Origin of the sequence: Planosporangium spinosum, from assembly GCF_049999945.1 — a bacterium.
Taxonomy (GTDB): Bacteria; Actinomycetota; Actinomycetes; order Mycobacteriales; family Micromonosporaceae; genus Planosporangium; species Planosporangium spinosum.
In genome coordinates, this window is sequence record NZ_JBLYUB010000004.1 from 141,733 (window position 1) to 158,383 (window position 16,651).

At 71.1% G+C, this 16,651-nt stretch carries 17 protein-coding genes; 13 read left to right on the forward strand and 4 right to left on the reverse strand.

The annotated features are described in order from the left end of the window. Positions 1-179 precede the first annotated feature (179 nt). Complete coding sequence (locus ACNTMW_RS07345; RefSeq protein ID WP_426632647.1) at positions 180-449, reverse strand: hypothetical protein; 270 nt, start codon at positions 447-449, stop codon at positions 180-182. A gap of 166 nt (positions 450-615) precedes the next feature. Here ACNTMW_RS07345 and ACNTMW_RS07350 point away from each other — a divergent pair, with 166 nt between their 5' ends. Together ACNTMW_RS07350 and ACNTMW_RS07355 are read left to right on the forward strand one after the other, a co-directional pair. Continuing rightward, a complete protein-coding gene (locus ACNTMW_RS07350; RefSeq protein WP_426632648.1) occupies positions 616-933 on the forward strand; it encodes a hypothetical protein in 318 nt (105 codons plus the stop codon). After that, on the forward strand, positions 930-1,157 hold the full coding sequence (locus ACNTMW_RS07355; protein ID WP_426632649.1) for a hypothetical protein: 228 nt from the start codon (positions 930-932) through the stop codon (positions 1,155-1,157). The genes ACNTMW_RS07350 and ACNTMW_RS07355 overlap by 4 nt, the downstream gene beginning before the upstream one ends. A gap of 129 nt (positions 1,158-1,286) precedes the next feature. On the opposite strand, the gene ACNTMW_RS07360 is transcribed toward ACNTMW_RS07355, so the two are convergent. Together ACNTMW_RS07360 and ACNTMW_RS07365 are read right to left on the reverse strand one after the other, a co-directional pair. Further along, positions 1,287-1,571: a hypothetical protein gene (locus ACNTMW_RS07360; RefSeq protein ID WP_426632650.1), complete on the reverse strand. Its 285-nt coding sequence runs from the start codon at positions 1,569-1,571 to the stop codon at positions 1,287-1,289. Positions 1,572-1,625: 54 nt separating this feature from the next. Beyond that, positions 1,626-2,792, reverse strand: coding sequence for a pyridoxal phosphate-dependent aminotransferase (locus ACNTMW_RS07365; RefSeq protein ID WP_426632651.1), 1,167 nt, complete (start codon positions 2,790-2,792; stop codon positions 1,626-1,628). Positions 2,793-2,873: 81 nt separating this feature from the next. Between ACNTMW_RS07365 and ACNTMW_RS07370 the strand changes: the two genes are divergently transcribed. From ACNTMW_RS07370 to ACNTMW_RS07410, 9 genes are all read left to right on the forward strand, one after another. Further along, entirely contained in the window at positions 2,874-4,238 is a 1,365-nt protein-coding gene (locus ACNTMW_RS07370; RefSeq protein ID WP_426632652.1) for a hypothetical protein, read from the forward strand. Positions 4,239-4,714: 476 nt separating this feature from the next. Next, on the forward strand, positions 4,715-5,620 hold the full coding sequence (gene rpsB, locus ACNTMW_RS07375) for a 30S ribosomal protein S2 (RefSeq protein ID WP_426632653.1): 906 nt from the start codon (positions 4,715-4,717) through the stop codon (positions 5,618-5,620). Positions 5,621-5,752: 132 nt separating this feature from the next. Next, positions 5,753-6,592, forward strand: a complete 840-nt coding sequence (tsf, locus tag ACNTMW_RS07380; protein ID WP_426632654.1) for a translation elongation factor Ts — start codon at positions 5,753-5,755, stop codon at positions 6,590-6,592. Between the two features lie 120 nt (positions 6,593-6,712). Beyond that, complete coding sequence (gene pyrH, locus ACNTMW_RS07385) at positions 6,713-7,474, forward strand: UMP kinase (protein WP_426632655.1); 762 nt, start codon at positions 6,713-6,715, stop codon at positions 7,472-7,474. A gap of 60 nt (positions 7,475-7,534) precedes the next feature. After that, complete coding sequence (gene frr, locus ACNTMW_RS07390) at positions 7,535-8,092, forward strand: ribosome recycling factor (protein ID WP_426632656.1); 558 nt, start codon at positions 7,535-7,537, stop codon at positions 8,090-8,092. 122 nt (positions 8,093-8,214) lie between these two features. Beyond that, complete coding sequence (locus ACNTMW_RS07395) at positions 8,215-9,525, forward strand: phosphatidate cytidylyltransferase (protein WP_426632657.1); 1,311 nt, start codon at positions 8,215-8,217, stop codon at positions 9,523-9,525. 271 nt (positions 9,526-9,796) lie between these two features. Then, a complete protein-coding gene (gene rlmN, locus ACNTMW_RS07400; protein ID WP_426632658.1) occupies positions 9,797-10,930 on the forward strand; it encodes a dual-specificity RNA methyltransferase RlmN in 1,134 nt (377 codons plus the stop codon). 142 nt (positions 10,931-11,072) lie between these two features. Continuing rightward, positions 11,073-11,930 (forward strand): DivIVA domain-containing protein, encoded by an 858-nt coding sequence (locus ACNTMW_RS07405; RefSeq protein ID WP_426632659.1) that lies wholly within the window; start codon positions 11,073-11,075, stop codon positions 11,928-11,930. Positions 11,931-11,947: 17 nt separating this feature from the next. Further along, positions 11,948-14,101: a hypothetical protein gene (locus ACNTMW_RS07410; RefSeq protein ID WP_426632660.1), complete on the forward strand. Its 2,154-nt coding sequence runs from the start codon at positions 11,948-11,950 to the stop codon at positions 14,099-14,101. A 70-nt stretch (positions 14,102-14,171) separates the two neighbouring features. Here the strand turns inward: ACNTMW_RS07410 and ACNTMW_RS07415 are convergent, their stop codons facing one another. Next, positions 14,172-14,393, reverse strand: a complete 222-nt coding sequence (locus tag ACNTMW_RS07415; RefSeq protein ID WP_426632661.1) for a DUF2631 domain-containing protein — start codon at positions 14,391-14,393, stop codon at positions 14,172-14,174. A 169-nt stretch (positions 14,394-14,562) separates the two neighbouring features. Between ACNTMW_RS07415 and ACNTMW_RS07420 the strand changes: the two genes are divergently transcribed. Together ACNTMW_RS07420 and ACNTMW_RS07425 are read left to right on the forward strand one after the other, a co-directional pair. Further along, the gene (locus tag ACNTMW_RS07420; protein WP_426632662.1) at positions 14,563-16,140 is read left to right on the forward strand and encodes a Rieske 2Fe-2S domain-containing protein; all 1,578 of its coding nucleotides are present in this window, start codon (positions 14,563-14,565) and stop codon (positions 16,138-16,140) included. Between the two features lie 301 nt (positions 16,141-16,441). After that, complete coding sequence (locus ACNTMW_RS07425) at positions 16,442-16,645, forward strand: cold-shock protein (protein WP_426632663.1); 204 nt, start codon at positions 16,442-16,444, stop codon at positions 16,643-16,645. Positions 16,646-16,651: the final 6 nt, after the last annotated feature.

Genomic DNA, 16,651 nt, shown 5'->3' on the forward strand with positions numbered 1-16,651 from the left:
TGTCCCGACTGCACCCTGTGTCTGCCCATCAGGTAAAGCTCGCTGGGCAGGATCTACCCGGTGTCCAGTTCGCTGTCATGGATCTGCTCGCTGATCGCATCAGCACGCCGCTCGTACAGCGGGCGCGGGTCCAGCGGGACCGTGATCGCAAAGGATCCGCGGTTCGGGCCGTCGAGTGCCTAATCGTCGTCCGACGTGATGCCTGCGGCGCGGCAGATCCGCCGTACCTGTTCGCGGGAGTATCCGGTCGTCGCCACGATGTCGCGCTGACGTACCCCGGCTCGGGCCGCACGCACGATCGTTTCGGCCAGCTGTTCGCGAGCACGGACAACGTCAGTCTTCGCATCGTCGACGATGCGTTTTGCATTCGCCTGGGCGGTATCAACGGCAGCCTGCGCCTCGTGATAGGCGCGCGTTGCGGCCTCAAGGTCGTCCAGCACGGTGGCCATGCTGTCACCGTGCTTCCGTTGCCACATTTGTCGCCACCTAAGGTGGCCACATTATTGGCCTATGGAAGTGGCCACATCTAGCATGTCGTGTGCGCCATATGTAGGCGGACCTCGGCCGGTGATCGCACCACCAGCCGGGGCCCTTGATCGCTCTGGGAGGCGACCCATGACCAATATGCGGGCTCAGGACTTCGCGCCCGTCGCGCCGCTCGACACCGAGCCGCTCGGCGCGTTCACCGATCCCCGACAGCGCGAAGAGGCGCTGCGTGACGCCCTGCGCGGCATCGACCTGGGTACCTACGATCAGCGGATCATCGACTGGAGCGTGAAACGGTTCGACAACTCGATGCTGCGGGTGTACGTCAGTTGGCTGGAACGCGTGCGCCGGGCGGGCATGGTCGACCTGCTCGACGTCGAGGCCGCCCGCCTGCGCGTTGCGCGACGCGGCGTGCGGGGTGACGGCGGACCCGGTTCCTCGCGGTGACCGCGCACCGGCCGATGCCCCGGACCTGGACGTGTGCCGCCTGTGGCCGGCCCTGGCCGTGCCCCACCCGTCAGCGGCAGTTCCTGGCGGAGTACGACGGGGCGTTGGCGACGCTGACCCTCACGCTCGGCTCGGCGATGATCTACGCCGCCGACGAACTCCGCGACGTTCCCGCGGGGCGGCTGCACGATCAGTTCATCGGGTGGCTGCCGGGCTGGCGTTGAGGATTCGTTGTAGATCTTGGCAAGTTTGGCACCGCTATTGGTGCCAAACTTGCCAAGATCGGGAAGGCGGGCCAACGCGCTCCGCGTCGAGAGCTTCCGCGGTCGGTCCACCCCTCGTCGCGTACCTCGTCAGACCGGCGGCCAGTCGGTAGCGTCGTCGCTGCTGTCGTCGGCCTCCAGGCGTTCCATGCGCCGGCTCAACCAGGCGTGGGCGAGCAACAGGTAGCCGCCGAGGAACAGGACGGCACCGGTGCCGAAGAGCCATCCCAGCGCGTGATCCCCTGCTGCCTGCCGCGCGGCCGGGTCGAGCCAGTGCGACCGGGGTACCAGCACGGCGGGCAGGCAGCACCCGACCAGGCAGGACAGCGCCAGCAGCGCGTTGCCCGCGATCAGGGCGGCCCGCGTTCGTCGCATCGCACCTCGCTGCAGGATTCGACCCGTCGACCGGTGACGACGAGGCGCCGGTCGTCAGGCGGACAGCTTCCGCAACCGGTCCACCGCCTCCTCGAGTACCTCGTCGCGCTTGCAGAACGCGAACCGGATCAGGTGCCTACCTGCCGAGACGTCGTCGTAGAAGACCTGGGTCGGCACCGCCACCACGCCGCACCGCTCCGGCAGGGACCGGCAGAACTCCACGCCGTCGATACCCCCGAGCGGGGTGATGTCGGCGGTCACGAAGTACGTGCCCTCGGAGCGCAGCACCGCGAACCCGGCCTCGGCCAGCCCGGCGCACAGCCGGTCGCGCTTGGCGCGCAGCGCGTCCCGGAAGCCGTCGTAGTACGCGCGCGGCAGGCCGAGCGCGACCGCCACCGCCGGCTGCTGCGGGCCGGCGTTGACGTACGTGAGGAACTGCTTGACCCGCAGGACGGCGGAGACCAGCGGTGCCGGGCCGCACGCCCAGCCGACCTTCCAGCCCGTACACGAGAAGGTCTTTCCCGCCGACGAGATCTGCACCGTGCGCTCGCGCATGCCGGGCAGCCCGGCGATCGGCAGGTGGGCGCCGTCGAAGGCCAGGTGTTCGTACACCTCGTCGGCGACCGCCACCACGTCGTGCTCGACGCAGAGTGAGGCGATCAGTCCCAGCTCCTCGGCGGTGAAGACCTTGCCGGTCGGGTTGTGCGGCGAGTTGAGCAGCACCATCCGGGTACGCGGGCCGAACGCCGCCCGCAGCTGGTCCGGGTCGAAGGTGAAGCCGCCGCCGGACGCCCGCAGCGTCACCGGCCGGCGCACCGCCCCGGCGAGGGCGATCGAGGCGGCGTACGAGTCGTAGTACGGCTCGAAGCAGATCACCTCGTCGCCCGACTCGCAGAGCGCCAGGATCGCGGCGGCGATCGCTTCGGTGGCACCGGCGGTGACCAGGATCTCACCGTCCGGGTCGTAGTCGAGGCCCCAGAACTCCCGCTGGTGCGCCGCGATGGCCGCGCGCAGCTCCGGGATGCCCGGCCCCGGTGGGTACTGGTTGCGCCCGTCGCGGATCGCGCGTACCGCCGCCTCCAGCATCTCCGGTGGCCCGTCCGTGTCGGGAAAGCCCTGGCCCAGGTTGACCGCGCCGGTACGCACGGCCAGCGCGGACATCTCGGCGAAGATCGTGGTCCCGAACGGGCGCATTCGGGCGACGAGCGGATCCGTGACCATGGTCACGAGCCTAGGGGGCGACGGACGTCATTTTCACGCGTACTGGCGGCCGGTTGTCCCAGTCGCCTACGGTGCGCTGTTGTGGATTCACATCGCAGCTACCCGTCGGACGAGCCCAGCGGCCAGAACCGCCAGCCGGAACGGGCCTACCCCGACCCGGAGTGGGACCGGCCGGGTGATCCCCGCTACGCGCCGGTGTCGCCGGCCCCGGTATCCGGTGGCGTGATGTACGGGCAGCGCCCGGCACACGCCGAGCAGCCCGAGTACGCCGAGCGGGCCACGTACCCCCAGCCCGCCTACGCCGCCGAGCAGCCGGCCTATGCGGCTGAGCAGCCGAGCTACGCCGCCGGCCAGGCCGGTTACGCCGACCAGCAGGGGTACACCAGCGGGCAGCAGACCTACCCCGCCGACCAGCAGGGGTACGCCGGCGGGCAGCAGACCTACCCGTCGCGGCAGGAGTACGCCGAGCAGTCCGGTTACGCCGAGCAGTCCGGTTACGCCGAGCAGTCCGGTTACGCCGCGCCGGCCCGGTCACACGACAACCCCGGTTACGGCGAGCACCAGCCGGCGCAGTCCGCCCGGAGCGGGTACCCGCAGCACGAGGTCGAGTCGCCGTACTCCACGCTTGACGACACCGGCGGCCGGGGACGTGGTGACGGCGCGGCCGTGCTGGCCATGCCGGTCGGCCAGCGCCCCGGTGAGCAGCAGTCGTCCGCCCCGGCGGGGCGCGAGGCGGTGGCGTCCGCGACGGTGCTGACCCCGGCGCCGTCCGGGTTCCCGTACCCGCAGGAGCAGCCGGCCCCGCAGACGCGTCCGGCGTACACCGCGCAGAGCGGGGCGTCGGCGTCCGCGGCGGTCCACGCGACCCCCGGCTCGGGCCTGCCCTACCCGGGCGCCGACACCGCGTCCGCGTCGGGCGGGTGGTCCACACCCGGCGGTGACCCGCGTCCGGTGTCGGGTGACGCCGGCCCGGTGTCGGGTGGTCCGCGTCCGGTGGCGGACGACGTCCGCCCGGTGTCGGGTGGCCCGCGTCCGGCCGACGCGGAAGAGGAGACCCAGTTCATGCGGCACAACACGGAGGCGATCGACCGCGCCGCGCTGCGCCGTCCCGCGGGCGGCCCCGGGCAGCTCGGCGACGGGGTCTACCGGTCGCGCCGGCCGGGCGCCGCGGCTGCGATCGTGGCGGTCACCGTGCTGTGCGAGCTGGTGGCGCTGAGGTTGCTGGCCTCGGCCTTCTTCGCCTCCAACGTCCAGGTGGGCAACTCGGTCGCGGGTCTTTTCCTGGTACTGGGGCTGCCGATGTTCGGCCTCGGCATGTACGGGGTGCTGAGCGGAGCGGCGGCCGCCCCCGGTGCGGGAGCACGGACCTGGCTGCGCGCGCCCCTGGTGTACCTACCGGTCGCGCTGGCCTTGTTCGTCGTCGCGGGGCTGGCGGCCGGCGGCTGACCCGGCGGCGGACCCCGTTCCGGTGCGCCGGCCGCTGCCCGGCGGCGGACCCCGTTCCGGTGCGCCGGCCGCTGCCCGGGCGGACCCCGTTCCGGTGCGCCGGCCGCTGCCCGGCGGCGGACCCCGTTCCGGTGCGCCGGCCGCTGCCCGGGCGGCTCCGGCGCGCCGGCCGTTGACCCACTGGTAAACCGGACAAAAGCGGCGCGGGTTCTCCGCGATCGACGTGATCGGGTGGGTGGGGCCGGGGCTGGTCACGCTTCGGCGTACACTCGACGACTGGCGACCACGACATGTGGTCGACCTCGCGCGCCCTCCTCACCGCTCGGCCGCCCCGCGTGGCCCGGCCGGTCCGAGGCGGCGGCCGTCCTGGTCCCGGTGTCCGTTGACATCGGGTGGCTTGCGGCCGGCGACTGGGCGCCAGGACGGTGGGCCGCCGGTCCACCGTGACAACCAGGGCTAACTGAGGAGCATCACCCATGGCCGTCGTGACCATGCGTCAGCTGCTGGAGAGCGGTGTCCACTTCGGGCACCAGACCCGCCGCTGGAACCCGAAGATGAAGCGCTTCATCTTCACCGAGCGTAACGGTATCTACATCATCGACCTGCGCCAGACGCTCGACTACATCGAGAAGGCGTACGAGTTCATCCGGAGCACGGTCGCCGAGGGCGGCTCTGTGATGTTCGTGGGCACCAAGAAGCAGGCCCAGGAGGCGATCGCCGAGCAGGCGGCGCGGGTCGGCATGCCGTACGTCAACCACCGCTGGCTGGGCGGCATGCTCACCAACTTCCAGACGGTGTACAAGCGGCTCCAGCGCATGAAGGAGCTCGAGTCGATCGAGCAGACCGGCCAGTCGCAGGGCTACACCAAGAAGGAGACCCTGCAGCTGTCGCGCGAGAAGATCAAGCTGACCCGCACCCTGGGCGGCCTGCGTGACATGCAGAAGATCCCGGCCGCGGTCTGGATCGTCGACACCAAGAAGGAGCACATCGCCGTCGATGAGGCCCGCAAGCTGGGCATCCCGGTGATCGCCGTGCTCGACACCAACTGCGACCCGGACGAGGTCGACTTCCCCATCCCGGGTAACGACGACGCGATCCGCTCCGCCGCGCTGCTCACCCGCGTGGTCGCCGATGCCGTCGCCGACGGTCTGATCGCCCGTTCCGGCAAGTCCCGCCGCGCGGACGAGAAGCCGGAGGGCGGCGCGGTCGGCGTCGACGAGCCGCTGGCCGAGTGGGAGCGCGAGCTGCTCCAGCGCTCGGACGCCGGTGCGTCCGCGGACGCCCCGGCCGCCGCGCCCGCCGAGGCGTCGGCCGCCGCGCCCGCCGAGGCGTCGGCCGCCGCGCCCGCCGAGGCGTCGGCCGCCGAGTCCGCCCAGGCCTGATCATCAGCCGTCGCGCACCGCTTCCGAGTGGTGCGCGACGGCGCGGGGTCCCGGTCGCCGCGCAGCGGCATGCCCGGGGTCCGGCAAGGCCCATGAACCGTCGCCCACCCACGTCTGAACCGAGAGAGAGCAATGTCCGACTTCACCGCCGCGGACGTCAAGCGGCTCCGCGACCTCACCGGCGCCGGCATGATGGACTGCAAGAAGGCCCTGCAGGAGTCTGAGGGCGACTTCGACAAGGCTGTCGAGTTCCTGCGCATCAAGGGCGCCAAGGACGTCGGCAAGCGGGCCGGCCGCACCACCGCGCAGGGCCTGGTCGCGCACGCCGGCAAGGCGCTGCTGGAGCTCAACTGCGAGACCGACTTCGTGGCCAAGAACGCCGATTTCGTCGCGCTGGCCGACCGGATCGTCGGCCACATCGACGCGACCCGCCCGGCCGACCTGGAGTCGCTGCTCAACTCCAAGCTCGGCGACGGCCGTACGGTCGCCGAGACGGTCGAGGCCGAGTCGGCCAAGATCGGTGAGAAGCTCGTGGTCAACCGCTTCGCCGTGCTCGACGGTCAGATCGCCGTGTACATGCACCGCAAGAGCCCCGACCTGCCGCCGCAGGTCGGCGTCGCGGTGGAGTTCGCCGGTACGGCGGGTGCCGCGGACGAGGCCCGGATCGACGAGGCGCGCGGTGTCGCCATGCAGATCGCCGCGATGCGCCCGAAGTTCCTCAGCCGGGACGAGGTTCCCGCTGACGTGGTCGAGTCCGAGCGGCGCATCGCCGAGCAGACCGCCCGCGAGGAGGGCAAGCCCGAGCAGGCGCTGCCGAAGATCATTGAGGGTCGGGTCAACGCGTTCTTCAAGGACTTCGTCCTGCTGGAGCAGCCGTCGGTGACCGACCAGAAGAAGTCCGTACGTCAGATCCTCGACGAAGCGGGTATCACCGTGTCGCGGTTCGTCCGCTTCGAGGTGGGCCAGGCCTGATCGGCCGAGAGCCAGAACAGCGAGGGGGTCGCCGGTGTCCGCGCAGGACCGCCGCGACCCCCTCGGTGTAGGCGCCCGGCTGTCCGGCGCCGCACAATCAACTACAGGGAAGGGCTGTCGATGACGAATACCGCCGAATTGGCCGTACCCGCCTACGCCGGGGGCGAGCAGGCGCGCGCCCGTCGGGTCGTGCTCAAGCTGTCCGGTGAGGTCTTCGGTGGTGGCGCGGTCGGCGTCGACCCCAACGTCGTCCAGTCCGTCGCCGCTCAGATAGCCACCGTGGTACGCAAGGGTGTCCAGGTCGCGGTCGTGATCGGCGGCGGCAACTTCTTCCGCGGCGCCGAGCTGCAACGCCACGGCATGGACCGCGCCCGCGCGGACTACATGGGCATGCTCGGCACCGTGATGAACTGCCTCGCACTCCAGGACTTCCTGGAGAAGGAGGCCATTGACACCCGCGTGCAGTCGGCGATCCACATGGCCCAGGTCGCGGAGCCGTACATCCCGCGCCGAGCGATCCGCCACCTGGAGAAGGGCCGTGTGGTGATCTTCGGTGCCGGCGCCGGCATGCCGTACTTCTCCACCGACACGGTCGCCGCGCAGCGCGCCCTCGAGATCCACGCCGACGCCGTGCTCATGAGCAAGAACGGCGTCGACGGCGTCTACACCGCCGATCCGCGCACCGACCCGACGGCGATCAAGCTGGACTCGGTGACGTTCGACGAGGCGCTGCGCCGCGGGCTGCGGGTGGTGGACGCCGCGGCCTTCAGCTTGTGTATGGACAACCGGCTGCCCATGCTCGTGTTCGGAGCCGAGGGCTCGGACACCATCATTCGCGCGGTCATCGGTGAGAGGATCGGGACGCTCATCACAGCGGCGTGAGGCCCGGCAGGCCCACGCCGTCGGCGAGAGGCCCACAGATTTAGGGAGGCGACGGGTTACGTGATCGACGAGACACTCTTCGAGGCCGAGGAGAAGATGGACCGGGCGATCGTTTTCGCCAAGGAGGAGTTCGCGACGATCCGGACCGGTCGGGCTACTCCGGCGATGTTCGCCAAAATCATGATCGACTACTACGGTACGCCCACGGCACTGCCCCAGATGGCCTCGATCGCGGTGCCGGAGCCCCGGATGGCGATCATCAAGCCGTACGACAACTCGCAGCTGCACGCCATGGAGAAGGCGATCCGCGACTCCGACCTCGGCGTCAACCCGGCCAACGAGGGCACCCAGTTGCGCATCGTGCTGCCGCAGATGACCGAGGAGCGGCGGCGCGACATGATCAAGGTCGCGCGGCACAAGGGCGAGGAGGCGAAGGTCGCCATCCGCAATGTCCGGCGCAAGGCCAAGGACGAGCTCGAGCGCCTGATCAAGGACGGCGAGGCGGGCGAGGACGAGGTACGGCGCGCCGAGAAGGAGCTCGACGACCTCACCCACAAGTACGTGGCGAACGTCGACGAGGTCGTCAAGAACAAGGAAGCCGAGCTTCTCGAGGTCTGATGGCATACCGCGACGCACCGGGCTGGCCGGATCCCACCGATCGCGGCCCGGACGATTCTCACCCCGGCCGACGTCGGGCGCGGCACCTTGATGCCGCGCCCGACGCGTACCCGGGACCGGGTGTGGGTGATCGGGACCTACGGCCCGGCTTCGACCCGGGGCCGGGCTACGGCACCGGTTCCGGGTACGGGTCGGGGTCGGGCTACGGCAGCGGTCCAGGCTACGACGCCGGGTCGCGTTACGACCCCGCGCAGGGCTTCGGCTCGCCGCCCGACTTCGGGCCGGCCGCAGGCGTCGACCCTGGGGCGGACGTCGACCGCGATCCGGGCTTCGGCCGGCGGGAGCGCGGCCGGCACGCGGCCGCCGAGGAGCGCGAAGACGACCCTGTCGCCGCTCCGGACGCTACGGCCGAGGTTCCGATGGTCACGGGTACGGCCGGTCCGGACGCTACGGCCGAGGTTCCGATGGTCACGGGTACCGCCGGTCCGGACGCCACGGCCGAGGTTCCGGCGATGGGGGATGGGGCCGGTGCCGGGGAACCGGATGAGGCCACCCCGGTGGAGGTCGCCGACATCTCCGCGGCGTCCCCCGCCCCGGCGCCGCCGGCCGGCAAGGGAGGCCGGGCGGGGCGCAACCTTCCCGCGGCCATCGGAGTGGGCGTCACGCTCGGCGCGATCGTCCTCGTGTCGCTGTTCCTGTGGCCGCCGGCGTTCCTCGGTGTGGTCGCCATCGCGATCGCCGTCGGCACCTGGGAGATGGTCCGGGCGGTGGGTGCCAGCGGGGTACGGCCGCCGATGGTCCCGCTGATCGCCGGTGGTGTCGCCATGGCCTGCCTGGCGTGGTACGGCGGGGCCGAGGCGCTCGTTCTCGGCCTGCTCGCGACGGCGCTGGCGGCCCTGGTCTGGCGGCTGGCGGACGGTCCGGTCGGCTATGGGCGCGACGTGGTGGCGGCCATGCTCATCGCGGTGTACGTACCGTTCCTCGGCGGCTTCGCCGTGCTGCTGGCCCGCGCGCCGGAGGACGGGCCGCTGCGCGTCCTGGCTGCCCTCGCCGGCGTAGTTCTATCTGATACCGGCGGATACGTCGCAGGCGTCTTTTTCGGCAAGCGACCGATGGCGCCCTCGGTCAGCCCGAAGAAGTCCTGGGAGGGTACGGCCGGCTCACTGCTGGCCGCGGCGGCCGGCGGCGGGCTGATGCTGTTCTTCATGTTCGATGTGGCCTGGTGGTACGGAGCCCTGTTCGGCGCCGCGATCGCCCTGGCCAGCGTGCTCGGTGACCTGGCCGAGTCCCTCATCAAGCGGGACCTGGGCATCAAGGACATGAGCAGCCTCCTGCCCGGTCACGGCGGGCTGATGGACCGGCTGGACTCGATCCTGTTCGCCGCCCCGACCGCGGTCGCGGTGTTGGCGCTCGTCGTACCGGCCACGACATGAACGCCGCACCCGGTCGCGACCTGGGTACCGCCGCCGGTCCCGACGTCGACGCCCCGGCCGGTGGCGGAATGCGCGGATCAGCCGGTCGCGTTATGCGCAGGTCAACCGGTCGCGGGGTGCGCGGGTCGGCCGGTCGGAGCGTCCACGCGCCGGCCGGTCACGAGATCAACGCCTTAGGGTTCGGCCGACCAGACGAGGGGTGCCGCATTCCCGAGCCTGTCGGACCAGGGCACCGCCGTTGCGGCCGCCGGCATGAAACACTGGGTAGGCCATGACTTCACTTCCCCTTATCGACAGCTCGTCGTCGCAGGCCAAGCCGCCGTCGGCGGGACGGCCCGCGATGCCTCCGCGCCACCTTGCTGATCTTGATCTCGCCGGGCGTCGGTCCGCTGTCGCCGAACTCGGGGAGCGCGAGTTCCGCGCCGGCCAGATGTCGGCCCACTACTTCGGCCGGCTCGTGCGCGACCCGGCCGCCATGACCGACCTGCCCGCCTCCGCCCGGGAGCGGCTCACCTCGGCCATGCTGCCGCAGCTGCTGACGCCGGTGCGCGAGCTGGCCTGCGACGACGGCGCCACCCGCAAGACGCTGTGGCGGTTGCACGACGGGTCGCTCGTGGAAAGCGTCCTGATGGGCTACCCGGACCGGGTCACGGTCTGCATCTCCAGCCAGGCCGGATGCGGCATGGCCTGCCCGTTCTGCGCCACCGGACAGGCGGGCCTGACCCGCAACCTGTCCACGGCCGAGATCGTCGACCAGGTCGTGTCGATGGCGGCCGTCGCGGCGAGTGGCGACATCCCGGGGTCGCCCGCGCGCCTGTCCCACGTGGTCTTCATGGGCATGGGTGAGCCGCTGGCCAACTACCCCCGGGTGATCGGCGCGGTCCGGCGCCTCACCGAGCCGGCTCCCGAAGGGCTGGGCCTGTCCCAGCGCCACATCACCGTCTCGACGGTCGGTCTGGTCCCGGCGATCCGCCGGCTGACCGCCGAGGAGCTGTCAGTGACGCTGGCGCTGTCCCTGCACGCCCCCGACGACGAGCTGCGCGACGAGCTGGTCCCGGTCAACCAGCGCTGGAAGGTGGCCGAGGTCCTCGACGCCGCGTGGGAGTACGCGGAGCGGACGGGGCGGCGCGTCTCCATCGAGTACGCCATGATTCGGGACGTGAACGACCAGCCTTGGCGAGCGGATCTTCTCGGTGAACTCTTGTCGGGCCGGCTCGCTCATGTCAATCTCATTCCGCTCAACCCGACTCCGGGAAGTCGATGGGACGCGAGTCCGAAACCGGTCGAGCGCGAGTTCGTCCGGCGGCTTCGTGCGGCGGGGGTCCCGACCACGGTCCGGGACACCCGCGGTCGCGAAATCGACGGGGCCTGCGGACAGCTGGCGGCGTCGGAGGTGGCACAGTGAGCGCGAGGAGCGCCCGTGGTGGGCCGGCCGAGGCGAAGCCCGGCCGGGCCGGCGCGGGCGTAGGGCGAAGCGGGCCCCGTAGTCGCGAACAAGGTGCCAGAGTGAGCGTGGGGCAGCTCAGCGCAGCTATCGAGGAGACACGGTGACGAGTCAGGGTCAGCGCTTCCGCCGTCGGGCGCTGCGTCGCGGGTACAAGGTCGACGAGGTCGACGCGTTCCTCGACCGGGTCGAGGCGACGCTCGCCGGCAATGCCGGCGACACTCCGGTCGCTGCGCAGGAGGTGCACGACGTCGTCTTCCGCGTGCGCTTCGGCGGGTACGACGAATGGCAGGTGGACCTGCACCTCGACCGGGTCGAGCGGCAGCTCGCGGAGTTCGAGGAGCGCAACGCGGCGCCGTACGGGCGTGAGCAGCGCCCGCCGGCCCCGGAGCGGATGGCCCCGCCGCCGATGGCCCCGCCACCGGTGCGCGACGACCGCATGATGGCGCCGCCGGTCGCGCCGCCGTCGATGGCGCCGCCGATGGCCCAGCCGCCGCTGCCACCGCGGCCGGTCTCGCCGGTACCGACTCCGCCGGCGCCGACCGGGTACGACCGGTACGACGAGCCCACGCGGTTCAGTGGCTTCGACACCGGCGGCTTCGAGCCCGGCCGTCACGGCAAGAGCGACATGACCACCGAGATCCGGATGCCCGACAGCGGGTTCGACCAGCCGTATCCTCCGGTCGGTCCGCCCAGCCCGTCGATGCCGCCGGAGGTCGCCCGCATCGACCAGCTGCGCCGCACGTTCCAGCTGCGCCGCTTCGGCAGTGGGTACGACCGGGTCCAGGTCGACCGGCTCTTCGAGACGGTCGTCGACGCCCTGTCCGGCCGCTCCGGCACGCCTCTCAGCGAGGCCGAGCTGGACCCGGCGCAGTTCAGCCTGGTCCCCGGCGGTTACTTCGAGGCTGAAGTGGACGCGGCGCTCAAGGAGGTACGCGACATCCTCGCCAGGCGTCGCTGACCGGCCATCGCTGACAAGTGAACAATCCGCTCCTCCCGCTGGTCATCGTCCCGGCGGGCACCATCGCACTTCTCGCGTACGCGCTGCGCCCCGGTAACCCGGTCGTGGCCGCCGGCCGACTGACGCTCGCCCGTACCGCCGTGGTCGCCGGCGGGTACGCCGTCGTGAGCGTCGAGGTGCTGTCCGCGCTGCGCCGGCTCACCACGGCCGGGGTGGTCTCGGCCTGGCTGCTGGCGCTGGTACTCGCCGGCGTGGCGGCCGGGTGGCGGCACCGGCGCGACCGGCCGGGCGGTGCCGAGCCGCGGCCCCTGGTGGTCGAGCGCTGGCACGCCCTGACCCGTGGCGAGCGGACCGTTGCCGTGGTCGTCGCCGGGCTGCTGCTGGCCGAGTTGCTGCTCGCGCTCGCATCGCCGCCGAATACGTACGACTCGCAGTCCTACCACCTTCCCAAGATCGAACACTGGGTGGCGCAGGGCGACGTCGAGTTCTACCCGGTCCGCATCCACCGCCAGGTCACGTACGCGCCGGGGGCCGAGTACGTGCTGACCCACCTGCGCCTGCTCACCGGCGGTGACGCGCTGTACGGCCTGCTGCAGTGGTCGGCCGGGGTGGTCGCGGTCCTGGCGGTCACCCGGCTGACCCGGCAGCTCGGCGGGGGCCGGCGCGCCCAGTTGCTGGCCGCGTTCGTGCTGGCCAGCGCGCCCGCGGTGGTCCTAGAGGCGAGCAGCACCCAGACCGACCTGGTGACGGCGGGGTGGGTGGCCTGCCTGGCGACCCTGATCCTCGACAGCGTGGGCGGCCGCCACCGGGTGCCCGCCTCCGCCGCCGGACCGGGCAGCGTCGCCGGCCCGGGCAACGCTGTCGGGCCGGATGCCGCCGCCGAACCGGCCGCCCTCGCCGGGCCGGGCACGGTCGTGCTGCTCGGCCTGGCGACCGGGCTGATCGCGCTGACCAAGCAGACCGGTCTGTTCGCGGCCGCTCCGCTGCTGATCTGGTGGGGACTGGCCGGGCTGCGCCGGGGCGCCCGCGCCGGCCGCCCGGTCCGCGCCGCCGCCGGGCTCGCGGCGTCGACGCTGGTCGTCCTGGCCATCATCGCGGCGGTGACCGGGCCGTACGTCTGGCGGGTCTACGCCGAGTTCGGCCACCCGCTCGGACCGGACTACCTGCGCAACTCGATCACGATGCAGCGCCACGACCCGGCGGCGTTCGTCGTCAACGGCGCCCGGCAGGCGCAGTCGCTGCTCGACACGCCCGTACCGGTGCTCAGTGACTGGACGGCGGCCGGGGTGGATGCGCTGGCCCGCACCCTGGGGGTCGACCCGTCCGACCCGCGGATCACGTTCGACCGCACCACATTCCCGGCGGAGGTGTGGTACCCGTCCGAGGACAAGGCGGCGTACCCGGTCCAGGCGCTGATCATGATGGTCGGCGCGGTGGTCTGCCTGGTCAGGCCGGCGCTCGCCGGTGCGGCGCGGGCCGCCGCGGGCCGGCGCCGGGCGTACGCCTGCGTGCTCCTGGCGGGGCTGGCGCTGCACACCGGCACGGTCAAGTGGCAGCCGTGGGGTAACCGGCTGTTTTTGTACCTGGTCGTCCTCGCGGCGCCGCTGGCGGGGCTGATGCTCGCGGCCGTGTTCACGGCGGCCGGGGCGCGCCGGGCGCGGGCCGTGGCGACAGGGGAGGTCGGACCCCGGAGCCGGCGTGCGACCGGTACCGCGCTGCTCGCCGGGTTCGTCACCGTGACCCTGGTCGTCGGCGGCGTGGCCGGTGCGCTCTCGGCGCTGTACGGGTGGCCGCGACGGCTCGTCGGCTCCCAGTCGGCGCTGGTGCTCGACAACTGGCACGGCCGGTTCGTCGCGCGCCCGGAATGGGCCGACCAGTACGTCCAGGTGGCTGCCGTGATCCGGGCGTCAGGGGCGCAGTACGTCGGGATCGTCCAGAGCAACGACACCTGGGAGTACCCGTGGTGGTTGCTGCTGCGGGGCCGTCACCTGCTGGCGATGCACTCGATGCTGCCGCACCACCAACCGAACTACCAGCGCATCGACGCGGTCGTGTGCGCCGGCCCGGAGCAGATGTGCCGCGACTCGGTGCCGCCGGACTGGAAAGTGCGTATGTACGGCGAGGTCGGTTGGGCGCTTCCGCCGGCCAAGGCGCCGGCGGCAACGCCCTGACGCCGGCCGAGGTGCCGGCGGTAGCGCCCGGACGCCGGAGAAGACTCCTGCGTCAGGGCGCTACCACGGATCAGTCGCGCAGGCCGTTGCGGCGCAGCACCCAGTCGCCGATCATCATCAGCACGATCAGGCCGGCGAGGGCGTACAGGAAGTAGTTCTCGGTGTTGCCCTTGTGGTTACCGATGCTCATGAGCAGTAGGACCACGATGGCCACGACTGCGCCGACCCGGGCCTTACGCGGGTTGACCGGCTTGCGCTGGTCAGGGGAGAGAACCGGCTCGTTCCCAGCCACGTCAGGGTCCTTCCACTCTGTGCTCGAACAGCTTGCGCTAGTTTGGCATGCCCGGATCGCGGCACGGCGCGGGGGACACGCACGTGTGGGGCCGGACTCGGTTCGCGGTGGGCTTCTCGGGTAGCGTCGGGGCCGACGAGCCAGACGCGAGGAGCGGGAGGGACACGCGGTGCGACTGACCGGCACAGGCCACGCGAGCATGCGGATCGACACCCCGGCGGGGAGTATCCTGTGCGACCCGTGGGTCAACCCGGCGTACTTCGCGTCGTGGTTCCCCTTCCCGGACAACTCTCAACTGGACTGGGAGACCCTGGGCGACGTCGACTACCTGTACGTGTCGCACCTGCACCGCGACCACTTCGACGCCGAGCATCTCAAGCGGTTCGTCAGCAAGAAGGCGACGGTGCTGCTGCCGGAGTACCCGACCAGCCAGCTCGAGGACGAGTTGCGCGACCTGGGCTTCACCAGCTTCCTGCGGACGAAGAGCAACGAGGTGCACGCCCTCGACGGCGGCCTCAACATCATGATCCAGGCGCTGATCTCGCCGACCGACGGCCCGATCGGCGACTCGTCGCTGTGGGTGGAGCACAACGGGATCCGCGTGCTCAACCAGAACGATGCCCGCCCGGCCGACCTGTCGGTCTTCGCCGAGTTGGGCCACGTGCACGCGCACATGCTGCAGTTCTCCGGCGCGATCTGGTACCCGATGGTCTACGAACTGCCGGAGTCGGCCAAGCGGGCGTTCGGTAAGCAGAAGCGCGACCGCCAACTCGACCGCACGATCCGCTACATCGACGACCTGAAGGCGTCGTACGTGTTCCCGATCGCCGGCCCGCCGTGCTTCCTTGACGACGAGCTGTGGCAGTTCAACGACATCTTCGGCGACGAGGGCAACATCTTCCCCGACCAGCAGTGGTTCTCCGACCGGTACCGGGAGATGGGCCGCGACAACGAGGTGATCCTGCTGCCGGGCACGGTCGCCGAGCTGACCGCCGACGACTGCAAGGTCACCCACCCGGTGCCGGACGTGCGCGAGTTCTTCGCCGACAAGAAGCCGTACCTCGAACAGATGCGCGAGCGGAAGCGGCCGATCATCGAGGCGGAGAAGGCGACCTGGCGGCACCCGGAGATCGACGTCCTGGCGGCGCTGAAGCAGCGTATCGAGCCGCTGCTGGAAGAGTCGATCTACCTGGCCAAGGGTGTGGGCGGGCCGGTCCGCTTCGACCTGGTCAGTTACGACGGCGAGAGCGTCGAATCCATCGTGGTGGACTTCCTCGGCAAGGAGGTCCGGCCGTACACCGATGAAAAGGTCCGCTACCGGTTCCGCACCCAGCGGGAGCTGATCGAGCACCTGATCTACGTCGACGAGGGCGACTGGGTCAACTCGCTGTTCCTGTCGTGCCGGTTCTCGGCGGCGCGCATCGGCCAGTACAACGAGTTCATCTACGCGTTCTTCAAGTGCCTGTCCGAGGAGCGGCTGCAGTACGCCGAGGGCTGGTACGACGAGCACGAGCGGACCACCGACGCCGAGGACGTCACCCTGGGTGGCTGGGTGGTGCAGCGCCGCTGCCCGCACCTCAAGGCCGACCTCACCCGGTTCGGCAAGATCGACGACGGGGTGCTCACCTGCCAGCTGCACGGCTGGAAGTTCGACCTCGCCAGCGGCAAGTGCCTGACCAGCGTCGGGCACAAGGTCCGGGCGCGGCGCGCCGACGAGCCGGCGCCGGAGGCGCAGCCGGCCCCCTAGTCGAGAGCTGCCCCGCCCGGTGTGGCGTCGTTCGTCCGGTGACGTCGCTGACCTGACCGCGTTCGTCACAGACGTCGTTCGTCACACCGGGCGTATCACCGGTTCCGGTCGCCGCACACGTCCGTTGTGCTAGCGTGGCTGGCGTTGCGATTGTGGTTCCCAGAAACTGTGTAGGCGCCTGTGAGATCCTGGCACAGGCGCTTTTGGTTTACCCGGGCTTGTTTTCCGGATCGGGTGCGCATTGCGGCGAATGGGATCTGCGACGTGTGGATCCCGCCATCAGCCCGTGAAGGAGAAAGACATGGCTGTGGGTACCGTCAAGTGGTTCAATGCGGAAAAGGGCTTCGGCTTCATCGCGCCCGACGAAGGCGGCGACGACATCTTCGCTCACTTCTCGGCGATCCAGTCGAACGGCTTCCGCACGCTGGAGGAGAACCAGCGCGTCGAGTTCGAGGTCGGGCAGGGCCGCAAGGGCCCGCAGGCCGAGAACATCCGCGTCATCTGAGCTGTC

Coding starts and splice junctions, on each gene's coding strand:
- ACNTMW_RS07345 (WP_426632647.1), bottom strand. CDS start 449: ATGGCCACCGTGCTGGACGACCTTGAGGCCGCAACGCGCGCCTATCAC.
- rpsB (WP_426632653.1), top strand. CDS start 4,715: ATGGCCGTCGTGACCATGCGTCAGCTGCTGGAGAGCGGTGTCCACTTC.
- ACNTMW_RS07360 (WP_426632650.1), bottom strand. CDS start 1,571: ATGCGACGAACGCGGGCCGCCCTGATCGCGGGCAACGCGCTGCTGGCG.
- ACNTMW_RS07350 (WP_426632648.1), top strand. CDS start 616: ATGACCAATATGCGGGCTCAGGACTTCGCGCCCGTCGCGCCGCTCGAC.
- ACNTMW_RS07425 (WP_426632663.1), top strand. CDS start 16,442: ATGGCTGTGGGTACCGTCAAGTGGTTCAATGCGGAAAAGGGCTTCGGC.
- tsf (WP_426632654.1), top strand. CDS start 5,753: ATGTCCGACTTCACCGCCGCGGACGTCAAGCGGCTCCGCGACCTCACC.
- pyrH (WP_426632655.1), top strand. CDS start 6,713: ATGACGAATACCGCCGAATTGGCCGTACCCGCCTACGCCGGGGGCGAG.
- rlmN (WP_426632658.1), top strand. CDS start 9,797: ATGACTTCACTTCCCCTTATCGACAGCTCGTCGTCGCAGGCCAAGCCG.
- ACNTMW_RS07365 (WP_426632651.1), bottom strand. CDS start 2,792: ATGGTCACGGATCCGCTCGTCGCCCGAATGCGCCCGTTCGGGACCACG.